Consider the following 21,111-nt stretch of genomic DNA (forward strand, 5'->3'; position numbering starts at 1 on the left):
AGTCAACCCATGTCTCTCGATCGATACTATCTGCTGGGCCGCTCGGGGCTTCGCGTCAGCCGCCTTTCCCTCGGGACCATGACGTTCGGCACCGACGGGCCGTGGGGCGCGTGGGGCTCGACCGAAGAAGCCGCGCGCGCCGTCTTCGACCGGTACCTCGACGCAGGCGGTAACTTCCTCGATACCGCAGACCTCTACACGCGGGGGACCAGCGAGACCCTGCTCGGGAAATTCATCGCCGAGCGCGGCGCGCGGGATCGGGTCGTTTTGACCACCAAGTACACGTACGGCCTCGACCCGGGCAACCCCAACGCCGCCGGCAACGGCCGCAAGAACATGATACGCGCCGTGGAGGCGTCGCTCCGGCGGCTCGGGACCGATTACATTGATCTTTACCTCTTGCACACGTGGGACCGCATTACGCCCGCCGAGGAGGTGGTGCGCGCCTTCGACGACCTCGTGCGCGCCGGGAAGATCCGGTATGCGGGCCTGTCCGACGTGCCCGCCTGGTATGCCGCGCGCGCGCAGACGTTCGCCGAGGCACACGCGCTCTCGCCGTTCGTCAACCTGCAGCTCCAGTATTCGCTCGTGGAGCGGCACATCGAGCACGAATTCGTGCCGCTCGCGCAGACGCTCGGCATGGGCATCACCGCATGGAGCCCGCTCGGCGGGGGTCTGCTCTCCGGAAAATACCGGCCGAGCGAGGGCCACGGCGACGGCGAAGGGCGGCTCACGAAGGGCGACGCCGGCAGCCAGCTCGGGCTGTTCACGGAGCAAAACTTCCGCATCGTGGCGGCCGTCGAGAAGACGTCAAAGGAGCTCGGCCGCAGCATGGCGCAGGTGGCCTTGAACTGGGCGGCGACGCAGCCGGGCATCGGCTCCGTGATCCTCGGCGCGACCAAGCTCGCGCAGCTCGAGGACAACCTCGCCGCGCTCGACTTCGAGATCCCGGCCGAGCTGCGCCGAGAGCTCGATCAGGCGACCGCGCAGCCGCCGCCGTTCCCTTATAAAATGTTCGGAGACGCCTACCAGAAGCAGCTCCACGGCGGGGCCGCCGTGGGCGACAAACCGGTCGGGTATGCGCCGCCGGTGTGGACGGGAAATACCGCGCTCGGGGGCTGAGCGCGGCGAGGCGAGCCGCCCGTCAGTCGTCGTCCTTCGAAGGCGAGAACGGCATGACGGGCGCGGATTCCTCGATCTCGCGCCGAGGCGGGTTCTTGACGGAGAGCGGGCTGTCGATGAGGACGGCTCGACGCGGGCGCGGCGCGCTGACCTGCGCTTTGCAAAGCTCCTCGACGACGCGGCCGCGCAGCGCGTCGTTCACGTCCTTGTTCCTGCCGGGCGGCACGCGGGCGCTGATACGCAGGACGATCGAGCCCTCGTTGAGCTCCTCCACGCCGACCTCCACCTGCGGCGCGGTGCCCGTCTGCTGCTCGACCTCCTTTTCGGCGATCTTCGTGAGGAGATCACGCACGCGCTGCACGTTCTCCTCATACGGCACGTGCACGTCGACCACGGCATTCACGTAGGTTCGCGAATGGTTCGCGACCTTGCGCACCTCGCCGTTCGGGATCGAATGAAGCACGCCGAGCTCGTCGCGGATCTTCGTGATACGAACGCCGATCTCCTCCACGCGCCCCTGGATGCCGCCGATCTCCACGAGATCCCCGACGAGCAGCAGGTTCTCGAAGAGGATGAAGAAGCCGGCCACGATATCGCCGACGAACGTCTGCGCGCCGAAGCCGATGGCCACACCGATGACGCCGGCGCCGGCGAGCAGCGGGGTCGGATCGATGGACGCCTCACGCAGCCCCATCACGAGCGCCGAGAAGTAAATCGCATACCGCACGAAGCCCATGGCCACGGGGACCAGGGTCTTTCGTTGCTGGAGCGTCTGCGGATTCTCCTCCGCCACCTTCCCGAGGAAGAGGTCGTTGATGAGGAGCACGCAGATCTCGACGAGGACCCGGCTCGCATAAAAGATCGCGATGATCCGGAGGCCGACCCGCCCCGCCGTCGAGAGCCACGTGTCGGGCGTGAGCGCGTCCGCGACCCACGTCGCCGCCGTGAGGTACACGCAATAATCGACGACGCGCCTCGTGATCCCGAGCAGGTGCGAGAGGTTTCCGAGGTACCGGAGCGGGCTTTCGAGGCGGGCGAGCCTCGTCGAGTTGTCGAAGATGACGTCGAGAAGGAGGTATCCGATCCCCGTCGCGAGGCGGCTCACGTAAAACGCGCCCAGCGAATAGCTGGCGAGCAAGACGGTGCGCTGCGTTCCCTCCGCGAGCGCGAGCTTCTCGGTGATGAGGACCGCGGCGGCGCCGAGGACGACCACGCGGACCGCCTTGCGCAGGCGTATCGTGACCTCGGCGAGGGGCTCGCGTCGTTTTTCCAGCCATTCCGAGCGCGAGACCGCCTGGCCGAGCACGTCGGCGAGCCCCCGGGCGAGGGCGTCGACGAAGAGGGCGCCGACGCCGATGCCGAGGGTGGTGAGCAAGCGTGTCTTGACGAGCGCGGGATCGTCGCCGGCGAGGCCGCGGAGCGCGGTCTTCGCCACGTCGAGGGCCCAGATGCCTCGATACGTGGCGAACGCCGCGCCGCCCATGAGCACGGCCCCGACGAGCGCGACCCAGACGAGCGAGCGGCGACGAACGCGGCGCCGGAACGCCTTGCGGTCGTCCGCCGTGACGTGCTCCAGCGCTGGTGAGCGCAAGACGAAGGCGTAGCCTCGATGGATCAAGGTGACCACCAGCTCCGAGAGGAGCAGGAGCACCACGATCGCGATGCACAGGGCGACGAGGTTGTGGAGGAGCAGGTCGAGGTGCAGGGTCATCGAGGCCGCTGAGACTACCGCCCGATCTGGACGTTCTCAAGGACGCCGAGCGCGTCCGGCACCAGCACCGCGGCCGAGTAATAGGTACTCACGAGGTACGAGGCAATGGCCTTCGGGTCGGTGTCCATCTTGCGGACCGAGACACCGGGCTCGATTTCATCGGGGAGGCCCGTGTGGTGGAGGCCGATGACGCCCTGATGCTCCTGCCCCGTGCGCATGACGAGAATGGAGCTCGTGTCGTCGTTGTGGATCGGGATCTTGTCGCAGGGCAAGATCGGGACGCCGCGCCACGCCGTGACCTTCGTGCCGGAGAGCTCGACGTTGGTCGGGTAGACGCCGCGGCGATTGCACTCACGGTGGAACGCGGCGATCGTGCGCGGGTGCGCCAGGAAGAACTGCGACTTTCGGCGCCGGCAGAGGATCTCGTCCATGTCGTCCGGCGTCGGGGGGCCGCTCCGGGTATGGAGGCGCTGCTTCAGGTCGGCGTTGTGCAAGAGGCCGAAATCGCGGTTGTTGATGAGCTCGTACTCCTGCCGCTCGCGCAGGGCCTCGACGGTCAGGCGGAGCTGTTCCTGGAGCTGATCCATCGGATCGTTGAAGAGATCCGAGACGCGCGTGTGGAGCCGGAGGATCGTCTGCGCGACGCTGAGCTCGTATTCGCGCGGCGCGGTCTCGTAATCGACGAATGCGCCCGGCAGCGTGGCCTCGCCCTTGTGACCGGCCGAGAGCGCGATCGCCGCCTGTCCGAGCTTGTCCTGCGGCTTCTTGAGCCGCTCCTTGAGCGCCTCGACGTGCGCGTGGAGCGCCGGCGAGCGCGTGATCAGCTCCTCGAAGACGCGCTGCGGGAGCTCGAGCACGATGCACGGCGTGACGGCCCGGACCGAATACGTCCAGACGTCGTCCGACGCGAGGACGGATTGATCGCCGAAATGGTCGCCGTCCGCGAGGACGTCGAGGATCGTCTCGTCGCCGTACTTGCCGGCGCCGAGCTTCTGGGCCTTTCCGTGCGCGAGCAGGAAGATCGTCTCCGCGGGCTTTCCGCGCTCGGCGATGAGCGCGCCGGCCTTGTACTCGCGCTGGACGAACCGGCTCGCCAGGGTATTGAGCACGTCATCGTCCGCGAAGCCCTGCAAGAGAGGCAGGTCGCAGAGCTCCTGCGGGATCACCTGCACCTTCGCCCCGATGTTGCCGAAGCTCAGCCGGCCGTCGCCGACGGCATAACTCAGGCGGCGGTTCACGCGATACGTGCCGCCCTTGACCTCGACCCAGGGCAGGACCCGCAAGATCCACCGGGGCGTGATCCCCTGCATCTGCGGATGCGACTTGGTCGTCGTCGCGAGCTTCCGCGCCCCCAGCGTCCCGAGGCTCGAACGATCCCCCTCGTTGCCGATCCCAGGTTTTTCCGCGTTTGCCATGACGTACCTTTCCTTCTACGCGCTTCGGAGAGCAGAGCGCTCCGCGTATCCCCCGCGCTTGCACGGGGCACACGCGGAGCGCCTACCGCCCGCGGCTCATTCGTGGGCGCGACCGATCTCGACGCTCTCGAGGACGCCGAGCGCGTCGGGGACCAGGACGGCCGCCGAGTAATAGAGGCTGACGAGGTACGAGATGATGGCCTTCTCGTTGATCCCCATGAAGCGCACGTTGAGGCTCGGCTCGACCTCGTCCGGAATGCCGGCGTGGTGCAGGCCGATGACGCCCTGGTTCTTCTCGCCCGCGCGCATGAGCAGGATCGAGGTCGTCCGCGTGTCCGAGACCGGGATCTTGTTGCAGGGGAAGATCGGCACGCCGCGCCACGCGGGGACGTGATTGCCGTTCACCTCGACGCTCTGCGGATAGATGCCGAGGCGGCTGCACTCCTGGCCGAACGCCGCAATGGCGCGCGGGTGCGCCAGGAAGAACGACGGCTCGCGCCAGACCGTGGCGAGGAGCTCATCCATGTCGTCCGGCGTCGGGGCGCCGTTCCGCGTGTGGATGCGCTGCTTCAGGTCGGCGTTGTGCAGGAGGCCGAACTCGCGGTTGTTGATGAGCTCGTTCTCCTGGGTCTCCTTCAGGGCCTCGATGGTCAGGCGGAGCTGCTGCTCGGTCTGGTTCATCGGCTCGTTGAAGAGATCCGCGACGCGCGTGTGGATCTGGAGCACGGTCTGCGCCACGCTGAGCTCGTACTCACGGGGCGAGGTCTCGTAATCGACGAACGTGCCGGGGAGGACGTGCTCGCCGGAGTGGCCCGCCGCGATTTCAATCGCCGCCTCGCCCGTGTTGTCCTGCTTCTTCGCGGAGAGCGCCTTGAAGTTGTCGAGGTGCTTCTTCAGCGACGGGTACTGCGCGACGAGCTCCTCGAAGGCGTTCTGCTGGAGCGTCAGCACCGTGACCGCCGTGACGGCCTTGGCCGTGAACGTCCAGTAGTCCTGCGTCTCCAGGAGCGCCTGGTAGCTGTAATGGTCGCCGTCCGCGAGGACCGCGAGCACCGTCTCGTCGCCGTACTTGCCCGTGCCGATCTTGTTGATCTTGCCGTGCGCAATGAGGGCGATGTGATCGGCCTCCTTGCCGCGCTCGGTGATCACCTCGCCGGACTTGTATTCACGCTGCACGAAGCGGTTCGCGAGCGCGGTGAGGACCTCGATGTCCTCGTAGCCGCGGAGGAGCGGCAGCTCGCAGAGCTCCTGCGGGATGACCTGGATCTTCGCGCCGGTGTTCGTGAACGTCACGCGCCCGTCGCCCACCGCGTAGCTCAGGCGGCGGTTCACGCGGTACACGCCATTGACGTGCACCCACGGCAGGAGCTTGAGCAGCCACCGCGACGAGATGCCCTGCATCTGCGGCGCCGACTTCGTCGTCGTCGCGAGTTGCCTCGCGGCCGCCGTCGCGAGGCTGGTCTGCTGCTGATCGATCGAACCCAACTTCCCTGAGATAGACATGAGTCCCTCTTTCCCGGCCGGTTAGGACCGCCCGAGCTTCACCGGCACGGAACGCGCCGTACCCATCGAAAGATCCGCCTTCGCAGCAGGAGCCACGGCGCCGGCCTTTCCGGTGCCGAAGAAACTGCTGATACGCGCCGCAGAGGCGCCAAACCCACGCGCGCCCTCGATCGCCCGCTCGATCGGGTGGCGCTCGAGCTCCGTGTCCACGTACCGGCTCGTGCCGACGTGCCATTGGAGGACACCCGCCATGTACAATCGCTGCTTCTCGACGTACCCCAGCACGGCTTCGCGGGCCGCCTTGTCGAGGTCGTATTCGTCGAGGATGCGGGGCAGCTCGGTCGCGGCGATGCGCTCGAACTCCACGATGCGCGCCGTGATCATGTCATTGACGACCTGCTTCGCCTGCAGCGGATCGCATTCGAGGAACCGCTCGACGACGAGCACGAAGTTATTGAGCTCGCCCTCGAACTCGATCTCCTTGCGGTACGAATAGAGATCGTTGATCCACCCGCCGACGTCGGCCGTGGTGTTGTCGAGGCTCCGCATCGCCCGCGTGCGGAAGACCTCGGCCGGGACGGCGTCGCAGAGCGTGAGCTTGGAGAGGCCCATCGTGAGATCGGCGCCGAACGTCTTGCGGCGCATCTCGACGTAATCGACCGGATCCGGGATCCGGTTCTGGGTCTGGTTCAAGAGCTCCCAGAGCCAGCTCTGCGTCATGGTCTCGATGCTGCTGCGGAGCGTCTGCCGCGCCTTCATCGACATCGGCGTCGCGGTGCGAATCCAGAGGTCGAGCAGGCTGCTCTCCAGCGGGTTCTCGGGCACCGGGGCCCCCGCCAAGTCGAGGGGCATGAACATCGAGAGCCGGACCGTGAACCGCTTCGCGCCCGCAAAGTCCCGCGTCGCGCCGAAGACGCGCGGGAAATAATCGTCGCCGTACGTCCCCCACGTCAGCCAGCCCGAGCTGAGATCGAGCTCCTGGGGGGACGCGTCCGGGTGAATGCCCGCGGCGCAAAGGGGAAAATCGAAGCCGTTGAGCTCGCGCTCATTCCAGAGCCCGGAGCCGAAGACGCCCGGCACCACCTCGAGCATCCCGAATTTGCGGGCCCACTCGACGGTGTTCCGGCGCGACGCGGGCAGATGCGGGCTCAAGCGGAGCTTGAACGGCATGTGAATCTTCGGGAGCGGCATCCTGCCCACGGGCCGGAACGGCGTGTGGGTGAGCGTCTTGATCCGCTGCAAGCCGAGCGCGCCGGGCGTGAGCCGGATCCGGAGCGCCCCGGTGCCGAGCCCCGTCGGCCCGCCGAGGAAATCAGGCACGGACGCGGATTTGTCCGCGTGCTCGTTCATGTAGCGGCTCGACCGCATGTGCCATTCGTGGCCGCCCGATTGCCAGTCCTGCAGGCCCTTCACGTATTTCGCGACGTCGAGGGCTTCTGCCGGCGTAAGCCCGTACTCCGCGCAGAGCGCCGGCACCTCGACGAGCGCCGTGTTCTCGAATTGATGGAGCCGCGACGTCAGGATCTCGTTCGTCAGATCGGCCGCTTTTTGCGTGGGGACGCCGAGGAATTTCTCGAGGACGAGCACGCAGTTGGCATTCTCGCCCTCTTCCTCGACCTCCCGCTGGTACGAGAACAGGTCATTGCGCAGGTGGACGCCGTCCGAGAACGTGTCGCGCAGGACCTCGAGGGGGCGCGTCGCGGCGACGGAGGCCGGGACCTCGGCGCCCACGGCGATCTCGACGAGGCCCGCGGACCAGGGCGCGCCGCCGACCTTGCGGCGCATCTCGACGTATTCGACCGGGTTCGCGACGCGGTTCTCCTGGATATTGGCGAGCTCCCACATGCACTCGAGCAGCAGGTTCTTCGTCGCTTCGAGGAAACGCTCGCGCCAGTTCACCGAGGTGAGCGGCACGGTCCGCGCCCAGAGGTCCGCGAGCGCGCGCTCGACGACGTTCGTCGGCTCCGGCGGCGCCGCCGTGGGCACGACGGGCATGAAGAGCGGCAGGCGATCGAGGTACGCCTTCGCGCCGCGCATGTCCTTGGTGCGCTTGTAGATTTCGAGGAAATGGTCGTCGAAGTAGAACACCCAGACATACCAATCCGTGATCAGATCGAGCTCGGATGCGGGCGCGTCAGGGTGGGTGTACGCGCAGAGCAGCGCGTAGTCGTGCGCGTCGAGGTCGCTCTCGGTCCAGATGGGCTTTCCCTGCGGGTTCTCCTCCAGGATACCCATCTCGTAGGACCAGGCCTTCGTATGCACGCGCGCACCTTCGAGGTGCGGATTGATGCGCGCCGGATACGGCATGTAGAAGTCGGGCAGCGTGAAAGGTTGCATGTTCGCTGACTTCTCTCGCACGTCGTCGATAGCGGCGACGCGGGCGACCTGATTGTCTTTGGCGGTATGTATTCCGGACGCAATGCGGTCCGTCACACGCGGACGTGCGACGACGCCTGTAGGGCCCGTCCATACAGACCGTTCGGGATCTTCCGGACGGGGCGGATCTAGCTAGCGGCTTCGACCAAGTAAATTGAAATGTGACCGTGCGGGACATTTTTCTGACGGGCCCCTTGGCCAGAGCCGACAGACGGCAAAATTTCGATTGAATTTCGCTTGGTTCCCAGCGATCACGTTTGTCTGCGGATATTTTTCAACTGTAGCTAATCGTACAGCATTCAAACCGACGCAGACACCCTCGCACATCAACCTTCATCACCAAGATGGATTACACATCCACCACGCGGTAACACGCGGTACGTTATTGCGGCTTGTACAGTTTTTGGTCTCTGCGACCGAAGGATCCAGGCTCGCGTTCAGCGCCGCAGTGTCAGCGCGAAGGCCGGCGCTCGTCGCGCCTTCGTGGCCTGCTCGAATGCGAATGCCATCCCGAGGAGCTCTCCCTCGGAATAGGCGCGCCCCATGAACACGAAGCCGAGCGGGAGGCCGTGGCTTTCGCCCATCGGCACCGTGATGCTCGGCGTGCCGGCGACCGCCGCGACCCCATAACTCGCGCTGACGAAATGATCCCCGAGCACAGGATCGGTGATCCAGGCCGGGGCCATGCTCGGCGCGACGACGGCGTCGAGCCGATGGCCGTCGAGGACCACGAGCAGGCCCTCTTTCCCGGCGAGGCGCCGCGCGGCCTCGCGCGCTTCGAGATACGCCGCGTCGGTGAGCGGCCCCTTGGCCTGCGCCTTCTCGAAGAGCTCCTGGCCGAAGAACGGCATCGTCGTGTCGGCGTGGGCCTCGTTCCACGCAATGAGGGCCTCGAGGGACGCGCGCGGCGCGCCACTCCGGCGCAGGTACGCATTCAGGCCGTCCTTGAATTCGTACAACATGAGCGTGAGCTCGGGCTCGTTCCAGCGGTCGTACGTGGCCATCTCGACGTCGATCACCTCGGCGCCCCGGGCCCGCAACGTCGCGATCGACGCCTCCGCGGCCGCGTCCACGTCGGGATGGTATCCCATGGCCTGGCGGAGCACGCCGAGCCGTTTGCCCCGGAGCGCGTCCGGCTTCAAGAAGGTCGTGTAATCGCTCGGAAGCCGGGCTTCCTTCGGCGCGGCCGGATCCGAGGGATCGACGGCCGCGAGGACGCCGAGCAAAAGCGCCGCGTCGGTGACGGTCCGCGCCATCGGCCCCGCGGTGTCCTGCGATATCGAGATCGGAATGATCCCGCCGCGGCTGATCAATCCCACCGTGGGTTTCAGCCCCACGAGGCCATGGACGGCCGAAGGGCAAAGAATGCTGCCGTCGGTCTCGGTGCCGATCCCGATCGCGCCGAGGCTCGCGGCGATGGCCGCGCCGGCGCCCGAGCTCGAACCACACGGATTGCGATCGAGCGCGTACGGGTTTTTCGTCTGGCCCCCGCGCGAGCTCCACCCGGAGGTCGAGCGCGTCGATCGGAAATTCGCCCATTCGCTGAGGTTGGTTTTTCCGAGGATGACGGCGCCCGCGGCGCGAAGGCGCACGACGAGAAAGGCGTCCTCTTTCGGCCGATGGTCGGCGAGCGCGAGCGACCCGGCCGAATTCACCATCCCGGCGACGTCGATGTTGTCCTTGATGAGGACGGGAATGCCGTGCAGAGGCCCGCGAAGCTTGCCAGCTCTCCGCTCGGCGTCGAGCGCCTCGGCGTCCGCGAGCGCGCGCGGATTCAGCTCGATGACCGCGTCGAGCCGGGGGCCGGCGTCGTCGATTTGCGCGATTCGATCGAGATAGGCCTGGGTGAGCTCCCGCGCGGTGAGCGTGCCTCGGGCCATGCGATCCCGCGCGTCGGCTGCGCTGAGCTCGACGACGTCGAGGGCGCTCGCGGCGCCGCCGCGGGGAATGGTCGATGGGCCTCCAGGCCGGGCGCGGCCTTGGACCAGGCCTCCGTCACATGCGCCGACGCATGCCGCGCCGAGCAGCACCACGAGCCCCATCCATGGCGCGTTTTTCATGACCACAGGTCAGGAGAGGCTGCCACGATGTGGCCCCGAAAAACAAGTAGGTTACTCGCTTCCCTCCTCCGCGAGCATCCGCTCCACCTCCTTCACCGCCGCGCCGCGTTCCCTCGCGAGCAGCGGATTCTCGCGCAGCGCGGATTCGAACGAGGCCTTGGCCTCCCGCGCCGCTTGCGTCCTTCCCTTTTTGCCTCGCGCGGCGGCGCGGGCGCGCAGGAGATGGAGTGCGCCCTTCGACGCGAGCGCCGTGGCCATCGTCGGATGGATCGCGAGCGCCTTGTCGGCCATCACGAGCCCTTTGACCAGGTCGTTTTCGGCATTTTTCTTTCGCCCGAGCAGCCAGCCGGCGCGCAGCTCGTGGAGCTCGGCCAGCGCCTCGTAGACGTGCGGATTGGCGCGCTCCTTGTCGAGGACGGGCGCGAGCGGGGCGAAAGCGGCGTCGAACATCGCCGGATCGGCTTTTCCCTTCGCGAGGGCCCAGCGCAGGGCGAGGATCTCGGCGCGCGCCTGGTCGACGCGATAGTCCACGTCCCACGGCGACGCCTGCGCGCTCTTGCGGAACGAGGAGCGCGCCGCCTCGATCGCCGAGGTCGGGTCGTCTCCTCGGCGCAGGAGGTGGAGCGCCCGCGTCGTCGCGAGGAACCCGCGAATCTCGTCATTCGTGGAGGCGGGCGCGACCCGCTCTTTTTCCTGGAGGAACGCCTCGGCGCGCGAAAGCGCGCCGCTCGGATCCTCGCCCGCGTCGCAGGCATACGAGGCTTCGAGCCAGAGCACCCAGGCGGAGACGAGCGCCGTGTCGAGCTTGTTGTCTTCTTTCACCGACGCGGCGGCCTCGAGCGCGCTCGTCACGGAGGCCGCGGGCGAGCGGCCCTTTTCGACGAGGTACTTCCCCGCCCAGAAATGGGCGAGCGCCTTGTGGGCGGCCGGAAACGTGAAACCCGGGTTCTGCGTGATGGCTTCACCGCAGCGGGAAACCGCGCGCTCGACCGTTCGGCCGGGATCGACGCCTCGCCATGTCTCGCCCCTGGCGCGCTCCATGTACACCGCGCAGCTCTCGTTGTAGGGCCACAGGAAGCCCGGATCGAGCCGGATGGCCTCCTCGTAGGCCGCGATGGCGCGATCCGTCGCGGTCCGGGCGTCGAGCCCTCGATTCATGTGGTGCCGGACCTCCATCCAGGAGGCCGCGCCGGCCACGTAATGCGCCATCGGGTCGCTCACCTGGGTGCGCGCGGCCTCCTCGGCCCGCTGGATCGCTTCGCGGATGCTCGTCTCGGGGTCGTTCCGCTCCGTGCCGTTCACGACCTGCCAAGCATACGCTTGATAGACGAGCGACATCCTCACGCGCGCCGAGCCACGTTGCGGATCTGCCACGAGCGCCTTCTCGCAGGCCCGCCGAGCTGCCTCGAAGCTCGGACGCAAGCGGTCGGGTTGCGTGTCCGACGCGAACAGGATCTGCGTCCAGAGCTCGCATTCGGCCTCGTGCACCGCCGGATCGCTCCGCGCGATGGACGCGGCCTCCGCGTACGCCGCCGCCGCCGGCTCGAAGGACCGCATCATCTTGTCGTCATCGAACGCGGCGTCGCGCCCGAAGCGCTTGCCTTCTGCGAAATGCGCGTCCCCTTCGAGCTTCTTCGCCTCGTGCAGCCAGGGCGATTGCGCGAACGCCTCGCGCGCCTTCGCCAGCGCGACGTCGTTTTGCCCCTCGTGCAGCGCGACGAGCCCCTCGACGTACGCCGGTGACGAGAGCCTCGCCCCGAGCGCCGCGCGCAGGTGGGCGAGCGCCGGAGCCTTGTATTCGGCGTCGATCGCCGCGAGCCGCTCTTTCTTGCGCCCCTCGTTCTGGATTCGCTTCGTCTCCTCGAGCGCCTGGCGGTAGAGCTCCACGAGCGCGAGGCCCATGGCATAACGGAGCTCCGGCGGCGCATACCCCACGGCCTCGGCGCGGCGCAGATGGGCGAGCGCCTCGCCGGACTCTTGCAGCGCGAGGAAACCTCGACCGAGCGCGTAATGCCCCGGCCCCTCCCCCGCCCGCCCGAGGGTCGCCATGCGCGCCTCGATGTCGCGCAATTGCCGCCGCACGATGGCACGCTCCCGCTCGATGTCGTGCAGCGGCAGGCCATAAGCCCGCGAGAGGAAGAGCTCCATCTCCTTCACGTCCTCGCCGAGCTCGCGCGCGAGGGCCGTCTGCTCGGCCAGCGCTTGCCGCTCCCGCACCCAGAGCGTCCCGAACACCGAAATCACGACGAGGAGCGACGCCGCGGCCGCCACGCGCAGCTTGTGCCTCCGCGCGGCCTTGACGAGGACATACCCGAACGAGGCCCGGCGCGCGAGCACCGGGACGCCGTCGAGGAACCGCTGCAAATCCTCGCCGAGCGCGAGCGCCGATTCGTACCTGCGCCCCTGCTCCTTTTCGAGGCATTTCATCACGATGGCCTCGAGGTCCTCCGGCACGTCCGGGCGCAGCTTTCGGAGCGCCGGGGGATCGTCGGAGAGGACCTGCCGCATGATCACGAGCGCGTTGTCCCCGGTGAACGGAGGGCGGTCCGCGAGCAGGTCATACAGCGTCGCGCCCAGCGCATACACGTCGGTCCGTCGATCGAGCGCCTCGACGTGGTTCGCCGCTTGCTCGGGCGCCATGTACGCGGGCGTCCCGGCGAACGAGGTGGTCGCCTGGATCGATTTGCCGACCTCACGGGCAATCCCGAAATCCATCAAATAGGGCTTGTAGGCCCCGTCCTCGCCCTGCTCGACCATGATGTTCGCGGGCTTCACATCGCGATGGATGATCCCGAGCCGGTGCGCCTCGTGCAGCGCCAGGGCCACCTGCCGGACGGCGCGCACCTTTTGCTCGCGGGTCATCCGATCGCCGACGCGATCGAGCGGCTCGCCCACGATGTATTGCATCACGATATACGGGCGGTCGCCGTCGGCCCCGACCTCGTGGACCTTGCACGCGTGCTCGTGCTCGATCCGCGCCTGCGCCCGCGCCTCGCGCAAAAGCGTCCGGTTCGTCTCCGGGTCCGCCTGGTGCAGAAACTTGATCGCCACGTCGCGGCCGAGGTGCCGATCCCTGGCGCGATAGACGGCGCCCATTCCGCCGGCGCCGAGGAAATGGAACTCCCCGAAGCGCGAGAGAAGCGCCTGCGGAATGCTCTGCGGCGGCGCGCTCGAAGGCGTCACGTCCTGTTGCAAGGTTTCTGAAACTGTAACAGGCGCTACAGGACGCACATCGACACCATGACCCATCGGTGGGGGGCACGCCATGGGACCAAGGTCCCATGGTGCTGCATTTGCAAGAAGCCTACCTTGTGTTCGGCTCTGGTAAGCCAGACCGCCGACACTCGGGGACCTGCCGCGAGTTCGATGATAGAGAGGCTGTCTACGCAGCCAGAGCCGAGCGGAAAGCGAGAGAGATCATGTTGTCGTTTCGCATGCTTACAGTTCTTGGGATGGCCTTCACACTCGCCGGCTGCGTCGGTGCCGCGGAGGCGCCCGAAGATCTCGCCGAAGCCCCGGAGCTCGCGCCGCAAGGAGGGCCCAGCACGGGCATGGGGGGCATGAACGGCCTGACCCCCGCCGCGTATCACGCGAACGTCACCGCGCTGCTCGCGTCGCTGAGCGTCGCCGCGGCGAACCCCCTGAACCCCTCGGCCGTAAACCCCGCGATCGAGGCGACGGGTCTGCTCGCCACCGCGGACGGGCGAGACGTGTTCGAGTACGTCACGCGATGCGCGCTTCCCGCGGGGAAACAGCTCACGAGCGGAGGGCGCGTCTACACGGGCGGCGGGATCCTCGCCACGACCGGATCGTGGGTCACGGGAGGCCTCACGACGGCGCAAAAGGAGGACGCGCTCACATGCATGGTGACGCACCTCAATACGGCGGGCGCGCACGTCCCGATCTTCCTCTCGGGCCCCAGCATCGCCGGAACCCAGAGCCCGGCGGCGGGCGACTTCACCATCGAGGAAGCGGTCTGGCAGGTGGATCTCCAGGGCCCGGGGGAAACCCCGGTCTACTACGCCTGGCCCCGCGCGGACCTGCTCAACACCTGCGGGCTCTTGACGAGCGTGTCCTGGATATCGCGCATTTGCGGCACGGCCCTCAACACCTGCGGCGTGCAGATTCGTTACGATCGTGCGACGGCTTGCACGGGCGCGGACGGGCTCTTCACCTGCAACGGCGCGCCGGCCATCCAGACCACGCTCGAAGAGAGCGGCCTCTGCATCCTGCACCTCAACCTCCTCGGCATTGGCCTGCTGTAGCTTCGGCTGATGCCTGCATGCCTCGACGTCCGAGGACACAAGCCCTCACGTGAGGTATATCGAGCGCGCTTCCCGGTAACGCCGCGCTCCATGTATTCTCCGCACACGTGAGCCGCCTCGCACTTCCCGCGCTACTCGCCCTCCTCGTCGCGGCCCCGAGCCGCCCGTCCTCCGCCGCCGACGCAAGCACGCTCGGCGCCCCCACCATTCGCGTCTTCGGCGTCGACCAGGGCCTCCCCCATAGCGTCGTCAATGCCATCACCTTGGACCGCGCCGGCCACATGTGGATCGGTACGCAGGGCGGCGCTGCCTACCACGACGGCCAGCGCATGACGCCCTTGCTCATCCCGACGGGAGGCTCGCCGAGCTGGGTCCAGGCGATTGCCGACGCAGAGGACGGCTCCGTCTGGTTCGGCATGGTCGACGGCGCCGTCTTCCGGTTCGCCGACGGGGTTTTCCAGAGATTCGGGGCCGCCGAAGGCCTGAGCGGGCGTCCGATCCGTTCCATGCTCGGATCACGCCGCGGGCCCGCGGTCTGGGTGGGCACGACCGATGGGCTTCATCGGTTCGACGGCGGGCGTTTCCACCGTGTCGAGCTCGGGCCGGGCTTCGAGCACCCGGACATCCACTCCCTCCGCGAAGGGACATTGCCGTCCGGCGAACCGACGCTCTGGGTCGGCACCGGAGGGCTCGTTCATTGCGAGGAGGGACGCTGCGCGCGCTTTGAGACGAACGGCGCGGCGGCGAACGTAAAAGCTGTCTATTCGTTCTTGCAAACCACCGACGGGAAGGGCCGGAGCGAGCTCTGGGCGGGCTCGAATACGGGCCTCTTCCGATATACAGACGGCCGGTGGGAAAGCGTGGCGCCGGAATCCTCGCCCGTGTCTCGTTTGCCGATCCGCGCGCTCGTCGAGACGGTGGATGGTTCGGGAGAACGTACGATCTGGGCCGGCACCTACGGCGGCGGCCTCGCCCGCTTCGCGAAGGGGGAATGGGCGACGCTGACGACGACGAGCTCCCATCTGCCCGACAATTACGTCCTCGCAGTCGCGGCGACCGGCCGTACGCTCTGGGCCGGCGCAGGCGGGCTCGCGCAGCTCCGGCACGACGCGTGGGCGGCCTTCACCCCGCGCAATTCGCCGCTCTCCGGCATGGTCGTGGGGCCCGCCGAGGTGCAAGGCGCAGGGGGTGACCGCGAAATCTGGTTTGGCGCGGACAACAAGGTGCTCCGGCTCTCGGAGCAGGGGATGTCTCCGGTCCTTCCGCCTGATGTGTCGGACAAGCTCGGAACGATGATCACGACCCTTCTGCCCTCTCGACGGGAGCCCGGGGTGGTCTGGATCGGGGGCGACCGCCACGGGTTCCACCGCTGGGAGGACGGCCGGCTGACGACGTACGACGACAGCCGCGCGCCGATCCTGCGGGGCGTCGTGTACGACCTGAAAGAGTCGATCGACGGGCGTGGCCTCTGGGTGGCCGCGGCCGGCGCCGGGCGCCTCGACGACGACGGGACGTGGCAGGTCTTTCAGGCGGAGAGCTCTCCCCTCCTCTCCAACCAGGTGCACGCCATTCTGGAGACCACGCGCCCGGGAGGCGGGACGAGCACGTGGTTTGCCACGTCGAAGGGCCTCTCGCGCCTCGAAAATGGCGTGTGGAAGAACTATTCCACGGCAAACGCGCCGCTCGGCTCCGATTATCTGATGACGCTCGCCGAGCTGCGCGACGCGCGCGGGGCGCGCGTGCTCTGGATCGGCACCATGGGTGCCGGCGTCGCGCGGTATGACCTCGACGCCGAGGTTTGGCTCGACCGGCTCGACACGAAGAGCCGTCCAGCGCTGCCGGGCGACGACATCGCGCAGGTGCGCGCCGACGGCCGAGGGCGCACGTATCTCTTCACGGTGCGCGGCGTCGCGCGCCTCACGCCCCGCGCGCCCACGCCGGACGACCCGGCGGAGTTTTCCCTGTACACCTTCACGATGGACGACGGGCTGCCGAGCAACGATTGCCAGCAGAACAGCTCGCTCGTCGACAGCCGCGGCCGCATCTGGGTCAGCACGGCGGGCGGCGCGGCCGTCTTCGATCCGGCGGGCGAAATCGAGGACGTCACGCCGAAGCCCCTCGTCCTCTCCGCGGTCCGCGCGGCGGGCAGGGCGCTCGCGCCGGACACGTCGCTCCCCTGGAATCAGAACAATCTCGCCTTCGATTTCTCGCTCCTCTCTTTTTTTCGCGTGCCTGACACGCGATACCGCATGCAACTCCTCGGCTTCGACCCTTCGCCGAGCGATTGGACCGTGGACACGAAGGCGCGTTACACGAACCTCTCCGCGGGGGCGTACACCTTCCAGGCCTGGGGCCGCGATTATGCCGGCAACGTGGCGGGGCCCGTTTCGATCGCGTTCGAGGTCAAACCCGCGCCGTGGCGGACGTGGTGGGCTTACCTCGGGTATGTGCTGACGGCCTCGGCGCTCGTGTACGGAGGCGTTCGGGTGCGGCTCCAGGCGCTCGCGCGGCGCAACGAGGAGCTCGAAACGCAAGTGGAGGAGCGGACGGCCGAGCTGAAAGCAGCGAAGGAGGCCGCCGACGCGGCGAACCGCGCGAAATCGAGCTTCCTCGCCAGCATGAGCCACGAGCTGCGTACGCCGCTCAATGGCATCCTCGGATATGCGCAGCTCCTCGCCCGGTCCCCGCGCCTGTCGCGGGAGGATCTCGCGGGGCTCGGCGTCGTCGAGCGGTCAGGGGAGCACCTGCTCGGGCTCATCGACGATGTCCTCGACCTCGCCCGGATCGAAGCCGGCAAGTTGGAGCTCGCCCCGGCCGAAGTCCACCTCCCGGCGCTGCTCCAGAGCGTCGCCGATCTCTGCCGGGTGCGCGCGGAGCAGAAGGGGCTCGCGTTTCATTACGTGCCGGCCGCGGGCGGGCCCGCGTTCGTCGAAGTCGACGAGAAACGATTGACGCAGGTCCTCCTGAACTTGCTCGGCAATGCGATCAAGTTCACCCGCGAGGGGCGCGTCGCGCTCCGCGTCGAAAGAGAGGGCGAGGAATTCGTCTTTCGCGTGGAGGATACGGGCCCGGGGATCACGCCCGCCGATCTCGCGCGGATCTTCGAGCCCTTCGAACAGGCCGGCGACCGGGGGGCGCGCGCGCAGGGCGCCGGGCTCGGGCTCTCCATCAGCCGCAAGATCGTGGAGCAAATGGGCGGCCGGCTCGACGTGGAGAGCACGCCCGGCGCGGGCAGCACGTTCGCGGTCACGCTCCGCCTCCCCGTCGTCGCGGAGAGCTTTTCGGCGAACGACGCGCGTCCCGCCGAGGAGATCACCGGCTACGAGGGCCCGCGGCGGGTCGTGCTCGTCGTCGACGACAACGAGGGCAATCGCGCGTTCTTGCGGGATGCCCTCGGCCCGCTCGGGTTCGAGGTCCTCGAAGCCGAGGACGGCGCGCGGGCTTTCGCGGCGATCGAGGCCCGACAGCCTGATCTCGTCCTCCTGGACCTCGCCCTGCCGGACGTCTCGGGCGACGAAATCGCGCGCCGGTTGCGGCTTCGCCCCGCGCTCGTGACATTGCCCCTCGTCGCCTCCTCGGCGAGCGTGGACGCGGCGCAACGAGAGCGCGCGCGGGACGCGGGCTGTGACGACTTCCTGCCGAAACCCGTGCGTCTGCCGGCGCTCTTCGAGGTGCTCGCGCGGCGCCTCGGTATCGTCTGGATTCGGACCTCGCGCGTCTCGACAGCTCCCGAGGCCTCACCCCGGATCGAGCCGCCGGCGGAGGCGCTCGCGCGCCTGCTCGATCTCGCCGAGCGCGGGCGAATCCCGGAGGTCTTGCAGGAGCTCGCAGCCCTCGAAGCCGAGGACACGCGTCTCTCCGCGTGGGCAGCCGAGGTGCGGGCGCTGGCGGAGGGCTTCCAGCTCCGCGAGCTCTGCGCGGCGCTCGCGCCCCGCGGCTAGACGCCATGTAGGACTTTGGTCCCATGGCCCTGCCGGTGCGGCCCTGGTATCCCGTTTGGCACCGAGGACGACGCGCGCGCCGCCCGCCCTCGGGGGGAGTTTCAGGAGCTTTGGGCCCGATCCACGAGGCGCACGAGGTCAGCGACCGATTCCACGGCGAGTTTTTCCATGACCCGCCCCCGGTGCACTTTGATCGTCTTCTCCGCCGTGCCGAGCTCTGCCGCGATTTGCTTGTTCAAGAGCCCTCGCGCGACGAGCAGACACACCTCACGCTCGCGCGGGGTGAGCGACGCGAACCGAGCGCGCGCGGCGTCCTTCTCCGCCCGCACCACGCGCGCCTCCGCGTCCCGCGCGAGCGCCCGCTCCACGGCCGCGAGCAGATCGGTATCGTCGCAGGGTTTGGAGAGGAAATCGATCGCGCCGCCCTTCATGGCGCGCACCGAGCTCGGCACGTCACCATGCCCCGTCAGGAAGACCAGGGGGAGCTCGAAGCCTCGACGCGCGAGCTCCTCCTGCAGATCGAGGCCGCCGATCTCGGGCATGCGCAGGTCCACGACCACGCACCCCGGCCGATCCGCGGGCGCGTGGTCGAGAAACACGCGGGGAGAGGCGTGCGCCTCGACCGCGTACCCCGCCGAGCGCAGGAGCCGCTCCAGGCTGCGCAGCACGGAGGGGTCGTCATCCACGACGAATACGGTGCGCTCCGTTGGTGTCATCGCTTCCCGTCCGTGAAACCATGAACCTGCATCGCTGGCATTCCTCCCCCAGATCCGTGAGCATGTCAACGATGCGAGCGTCCCTCGTCCTGCTCGTCGACGACGACCCCCAAAGCCTCAAGCTGCTCTCCGACGCGCTCGCGGCCGAGCCCTTCGCCCTCGCCGTGGCGCTCGACGGGGAGATGGCGCTGCGGCAAATCCGGCGCGAAGCGCCCGATCTCGTGCTGCTCGACGCGATGATGCCCGGCATGGATGGTTTCGAGGTCTGCCGGCGCTTGCAGGCGGATCCGGCCACGCGCGACATCCCCATCATCTTCATGACCTCGCTCGCGGATACGACGAGCCGGGTCCGCGGGCTGGAGCTCGGCGCGGTCGACTACGTGACGAAACCCTTCGTGCGCGCCGAGCTCGCGGCCCGGGTGCGCGCGCAGATCGCCGTGCGCATCGGGGCGCGGGCGCTCGTGGAGAAAAACGCAGAGCTCGAACGCACCGCCGCGGAGCTCGCCCGCGCGAAGGATACGCTCGAAGCCGAGGTCGTGCGGCGGACCGACGAGCTCATGGCCACGAACCAGCGGCTCACGCACATGAACCGCGTGGCGGCGATGAGCGAGCTCGCGAGCTCGATCGCGCACGAGCTGAACCAGCCGCTCGCCGCAATCCTGAGCAACGCGCAGGCGGCGCGGCGCCTGCTTCAGAGGGAATCGCCGGACGTGGCCGAAGCGCTCTCGGCGCTCTCCGACATCGTGGACGACGACCGGCGCGCAGCGACGATCATCCAGCGGATGCGGGCGATGCTGAAGAAAGGCGCGCGGCGCACGGACGGGCAGGATCTGAACGAGCTGGCGAGCGAGGTGGCGCGGCTCGTGGGCAATGACGCGCTCCTCCGGAGCGTGGCGCTGCGGCTGGATCTCGCGCCGCGGCTGCCCCGGGTGGACGGCGACGGCATTCAGCTCCAGCAGGTGGTGCTGAACCTGGTGGTCAATGCGCTCGACGCGGTCGCGGATCGCCCGGCCGGCGCGCGCCTCGTGGTCGTGCGGACGCGGGGCAATGGGAAGGATCGGGTGGTGCTGTCGGTGGAGGATTCGGGCAAGGGAATCGCGCCGGCGGATATGGAGCGGGTGTTCGAGGCGTTTTATACGACGAAGACAGAGGGGCTCGGCGTGGGGCTTTCGATCAGTCGGTCCATTGTGGAAGCGCACGGGGGGAGGTTGTGGGCGGAGAACAATGCCGGGGAAGGGGCGACGTTCTTTTGTGCGCTGCCGGTGGGGGAAGAGGGGACGAGCGGGGGGTGAGGGGCGGGGGCGGAGGCGGGAGCGGGAGCGGGGGCGGCTGCGGGAGCGGCTGCGGGAGCGGCTGCGGGGGCGGGCGCGGGAGCGGCAGCGGGAGCGGCAACAGGAATCTGTTTGTGTACCGTTCTTGAGGAAGGCGGGGGCAGGTCGAGCGTCAGGTGGGCGGTGGACCTTGCCAGGTGTGGCGACCGCCATGGCGGAGGGTGGCGGCCGCCAGGGAAGATCGGGGAAGTGCTCGGTCATCGGCGTCCCTTTCGTTTGGCATGGCGCGCGCGATGGGGACGCGCGTGGGGCCTTCCGGTTCGCTTTCTGCACTGCATGGCGACGGCGACCGCTACGAGCGGCATCGACCTGAGGAGACGGTTCTCTACCGAGTCGTGCGTTCGTATTGGGACTCGTTTCGGGAGCGCGTGGAGCCGATTGGGAGTTTGCCGCGATTCGTCGTGCGCGAGGTCGAGGAGTATCTGCGCTGCGGGATTCTCGAATACGGCTTCATGCGCGTGGAATGCTGCGGCTGAACGTGCATGCGCATACGCTCGTGCTGGATGGTGTGTACGTGCGGCACGCGGGTATGGATGGAGAATGCTGTCGTTTCTGCGGCTGTCAGCGCCGACGGAGGGTGAGGTCCAGAATGTCGCCGAGCGGACCGCAAAGCGGGTGGCGGCGATATTGAAGAACCGGGGCCGCTCGATCGAAGGCCTATCTGGCGGTGA

Annotated in this window: 12 protein-coding genes; 5 read left to right on the plus strand and 7 right to left on the minus strand. The window is 68.1% G+C overall.

The features are described 5' to 3' along the window. Window positions 1-9 precede the first annotated feature (9 nt). Entirely contained in the window at window positions 10-1,122 is a 1,113-nt protein-coding gene (locus QHF85_RS43380) for an aldo/keto reductase (protein WP_281333360.1), read from the plus strand. Window positions 1,123-1,144: 22 nt separating this feature from the next. Here QHF85_RS43380 and QHF85_RS43385 read toward each other — a convergent pair whose 3' ends face one another. From QHF85_RS43385 to QHF85_RS43410, 6 genes are all read right to left on the minus strand, one after another. Next, window positions 1,145-2,833 (minus strand): mechanosensitive ion channel family protein, encoded by a 1,689-nt coding sequence (locus QHF85_RS43385; RefSeq protein WP_281333361.1) that lies wholly within the window; start codon window positions 2,831-2,833, stop codon window positions 1,145-1,147. A 14-nt stretch (window positions 2,834-2,847) separates the two neighbouring features. Then, a complete protein-coding gene (locus QHF85_RS43390) occupies window positions 2,848-4,248 on the minus strand; it encodes a family 2B encapsulin nanocompartment shell protein (RefSeq protein ID WP_281333362.1) in 1,401 nt (466 codons plus the stop codon). A gap of 96 nt (window positions 4,249-4,344) precedes the next feature. After that, a complete protein-coding gene (locus tag QHF85_RS43395; protein WP_281333363.1) occupies window positions 4,345-5,751 on the minus strand; it encodes a family 2B encapsulin nanocompartment shell protein in 1,407 nt (468 codons plus the stop codon). 21 nt (window positions 5,752-5,772) lie between these two features. After that, window positions 5,773-8,088 carry a family 2 encapsulin nanocompartment cargo protein terpene cyclase gene (locus QHF85_RS43400; RefSeq protein ID WP_281333364.1) on the minus strand — a complete coding sequence of 772 codons (2,316 nt, stop codon included), beginning with the start codon at window positions 8,086-8,088 and terminating at the stop codon, window positions 5,773-5,775. A gap of 476 nt (window positions 8,089-8,564) precedes the next feature. Continuing rightward, complete coding sequence (locus QHF85_RS43405) at window positions 8,565-10,187, minus strand: amidase (protein ID WP_281333365.1); 1,623 nt, start codon at window positions 10,185-10,187, stop codon at window positions 8,565-8,567. A 51-nt stretch (window positions 10,188-10,238) separates the two neighbouring features. After that, window positions 10,239-13,370, minus strand: coding sequence for a serine/threonine-protein kinase (locus tag QHF85_RS43410; protein WP_281333366.1), 3,132 nt, complete (start codon window positions 13,368-13,370; stop codon window positions 10,239-10,241). 269 nt (window positions 13,371-13,639) lie between these two features. Between QHF85_RS43410 and QHF85_RS43415 the strand changes: the two genes are divergently transcribed. Both QHF85_RS43415 and QHF85_RS43420 read left to right on the plus strand, forming a co-directional pair. Beyond that, window positions 13,640-14,452, plus strand: a complete 813-nt coding sequence (locus QHF85_RS43415; RefSeq protein WP_281333367.1) for a hypothetical protein — start codon at window positions 13,640-13,642, stop codon at window positions 14,450-14,452. A 107-nt stretch (window positions 14,453-14,559) separates the two neighbouring features. Continuing rightward, entirely contained in the window at window positions 14,560-18,393 is a 3,834-nt protein-coding gene (locus QHF85_RS43420; RefSeq protein WP_281333368.1) for a hybrid sensor histidine kinase/response regulator, read from the plus strand. A gap of 101 nt (window positions 18,394-18,494) precedes the next feature. Here the strand turns inward: QHF85_RS43420 and QHF85_RS43425 are convergent, their stop codons facing one another. Next, a complete protein-coding gene (locus QHF85_RS43425; RefSeq protein ID WP_281333369.1) occupies window positions 18,495-19,109 on the minus strand; it encodes a response regulator in 615 nt (204 codons plus the stop codon). 71 nt (window positions 19,110-19,180) lie between these two features. Here QHF85_RS43425 and QHF85_RS43430 point away from each other — a divergent pair, with 71 nt between their 5' ends. Together QHF85_RS43430 and QHF85_RS43435 are read left to right on the plus strand one after the other, a co-directional pair. Beyond that, window positions 19,181-20,401: a response regulator gene (locus tag QHF85_RS43430; RefSeq protein WP_281333370.1), complete on the plus strand. Its 1,221-nt coding sequence runs from the start codon at window positions 19,181-19,183 to the stop codon at window positions 20,399-20,401. A gap of 260 nt (window positions 20,402-20,661) precedes the next feature. Continuing rightward, entirely contained in the window at window positions 20,662-20,916 is a 255-nt protein-coding gene (locus QHF85_RS43435) for a hypothetical protein (protein ID WP_281333371.1), read from the plus strand. The last annotated feature ends 195 nt before the right edge of the window (window positions 20,917-21,111 follow it).

The sequence above is a fragment of the Polyangium sp. 6x1 genome, assembly GCF_029946515.1.
Lineage (GTDB): Bacteria > Myxococcota_A > Polyangia > Polyangiales > Polyangiaceae > Polyangium.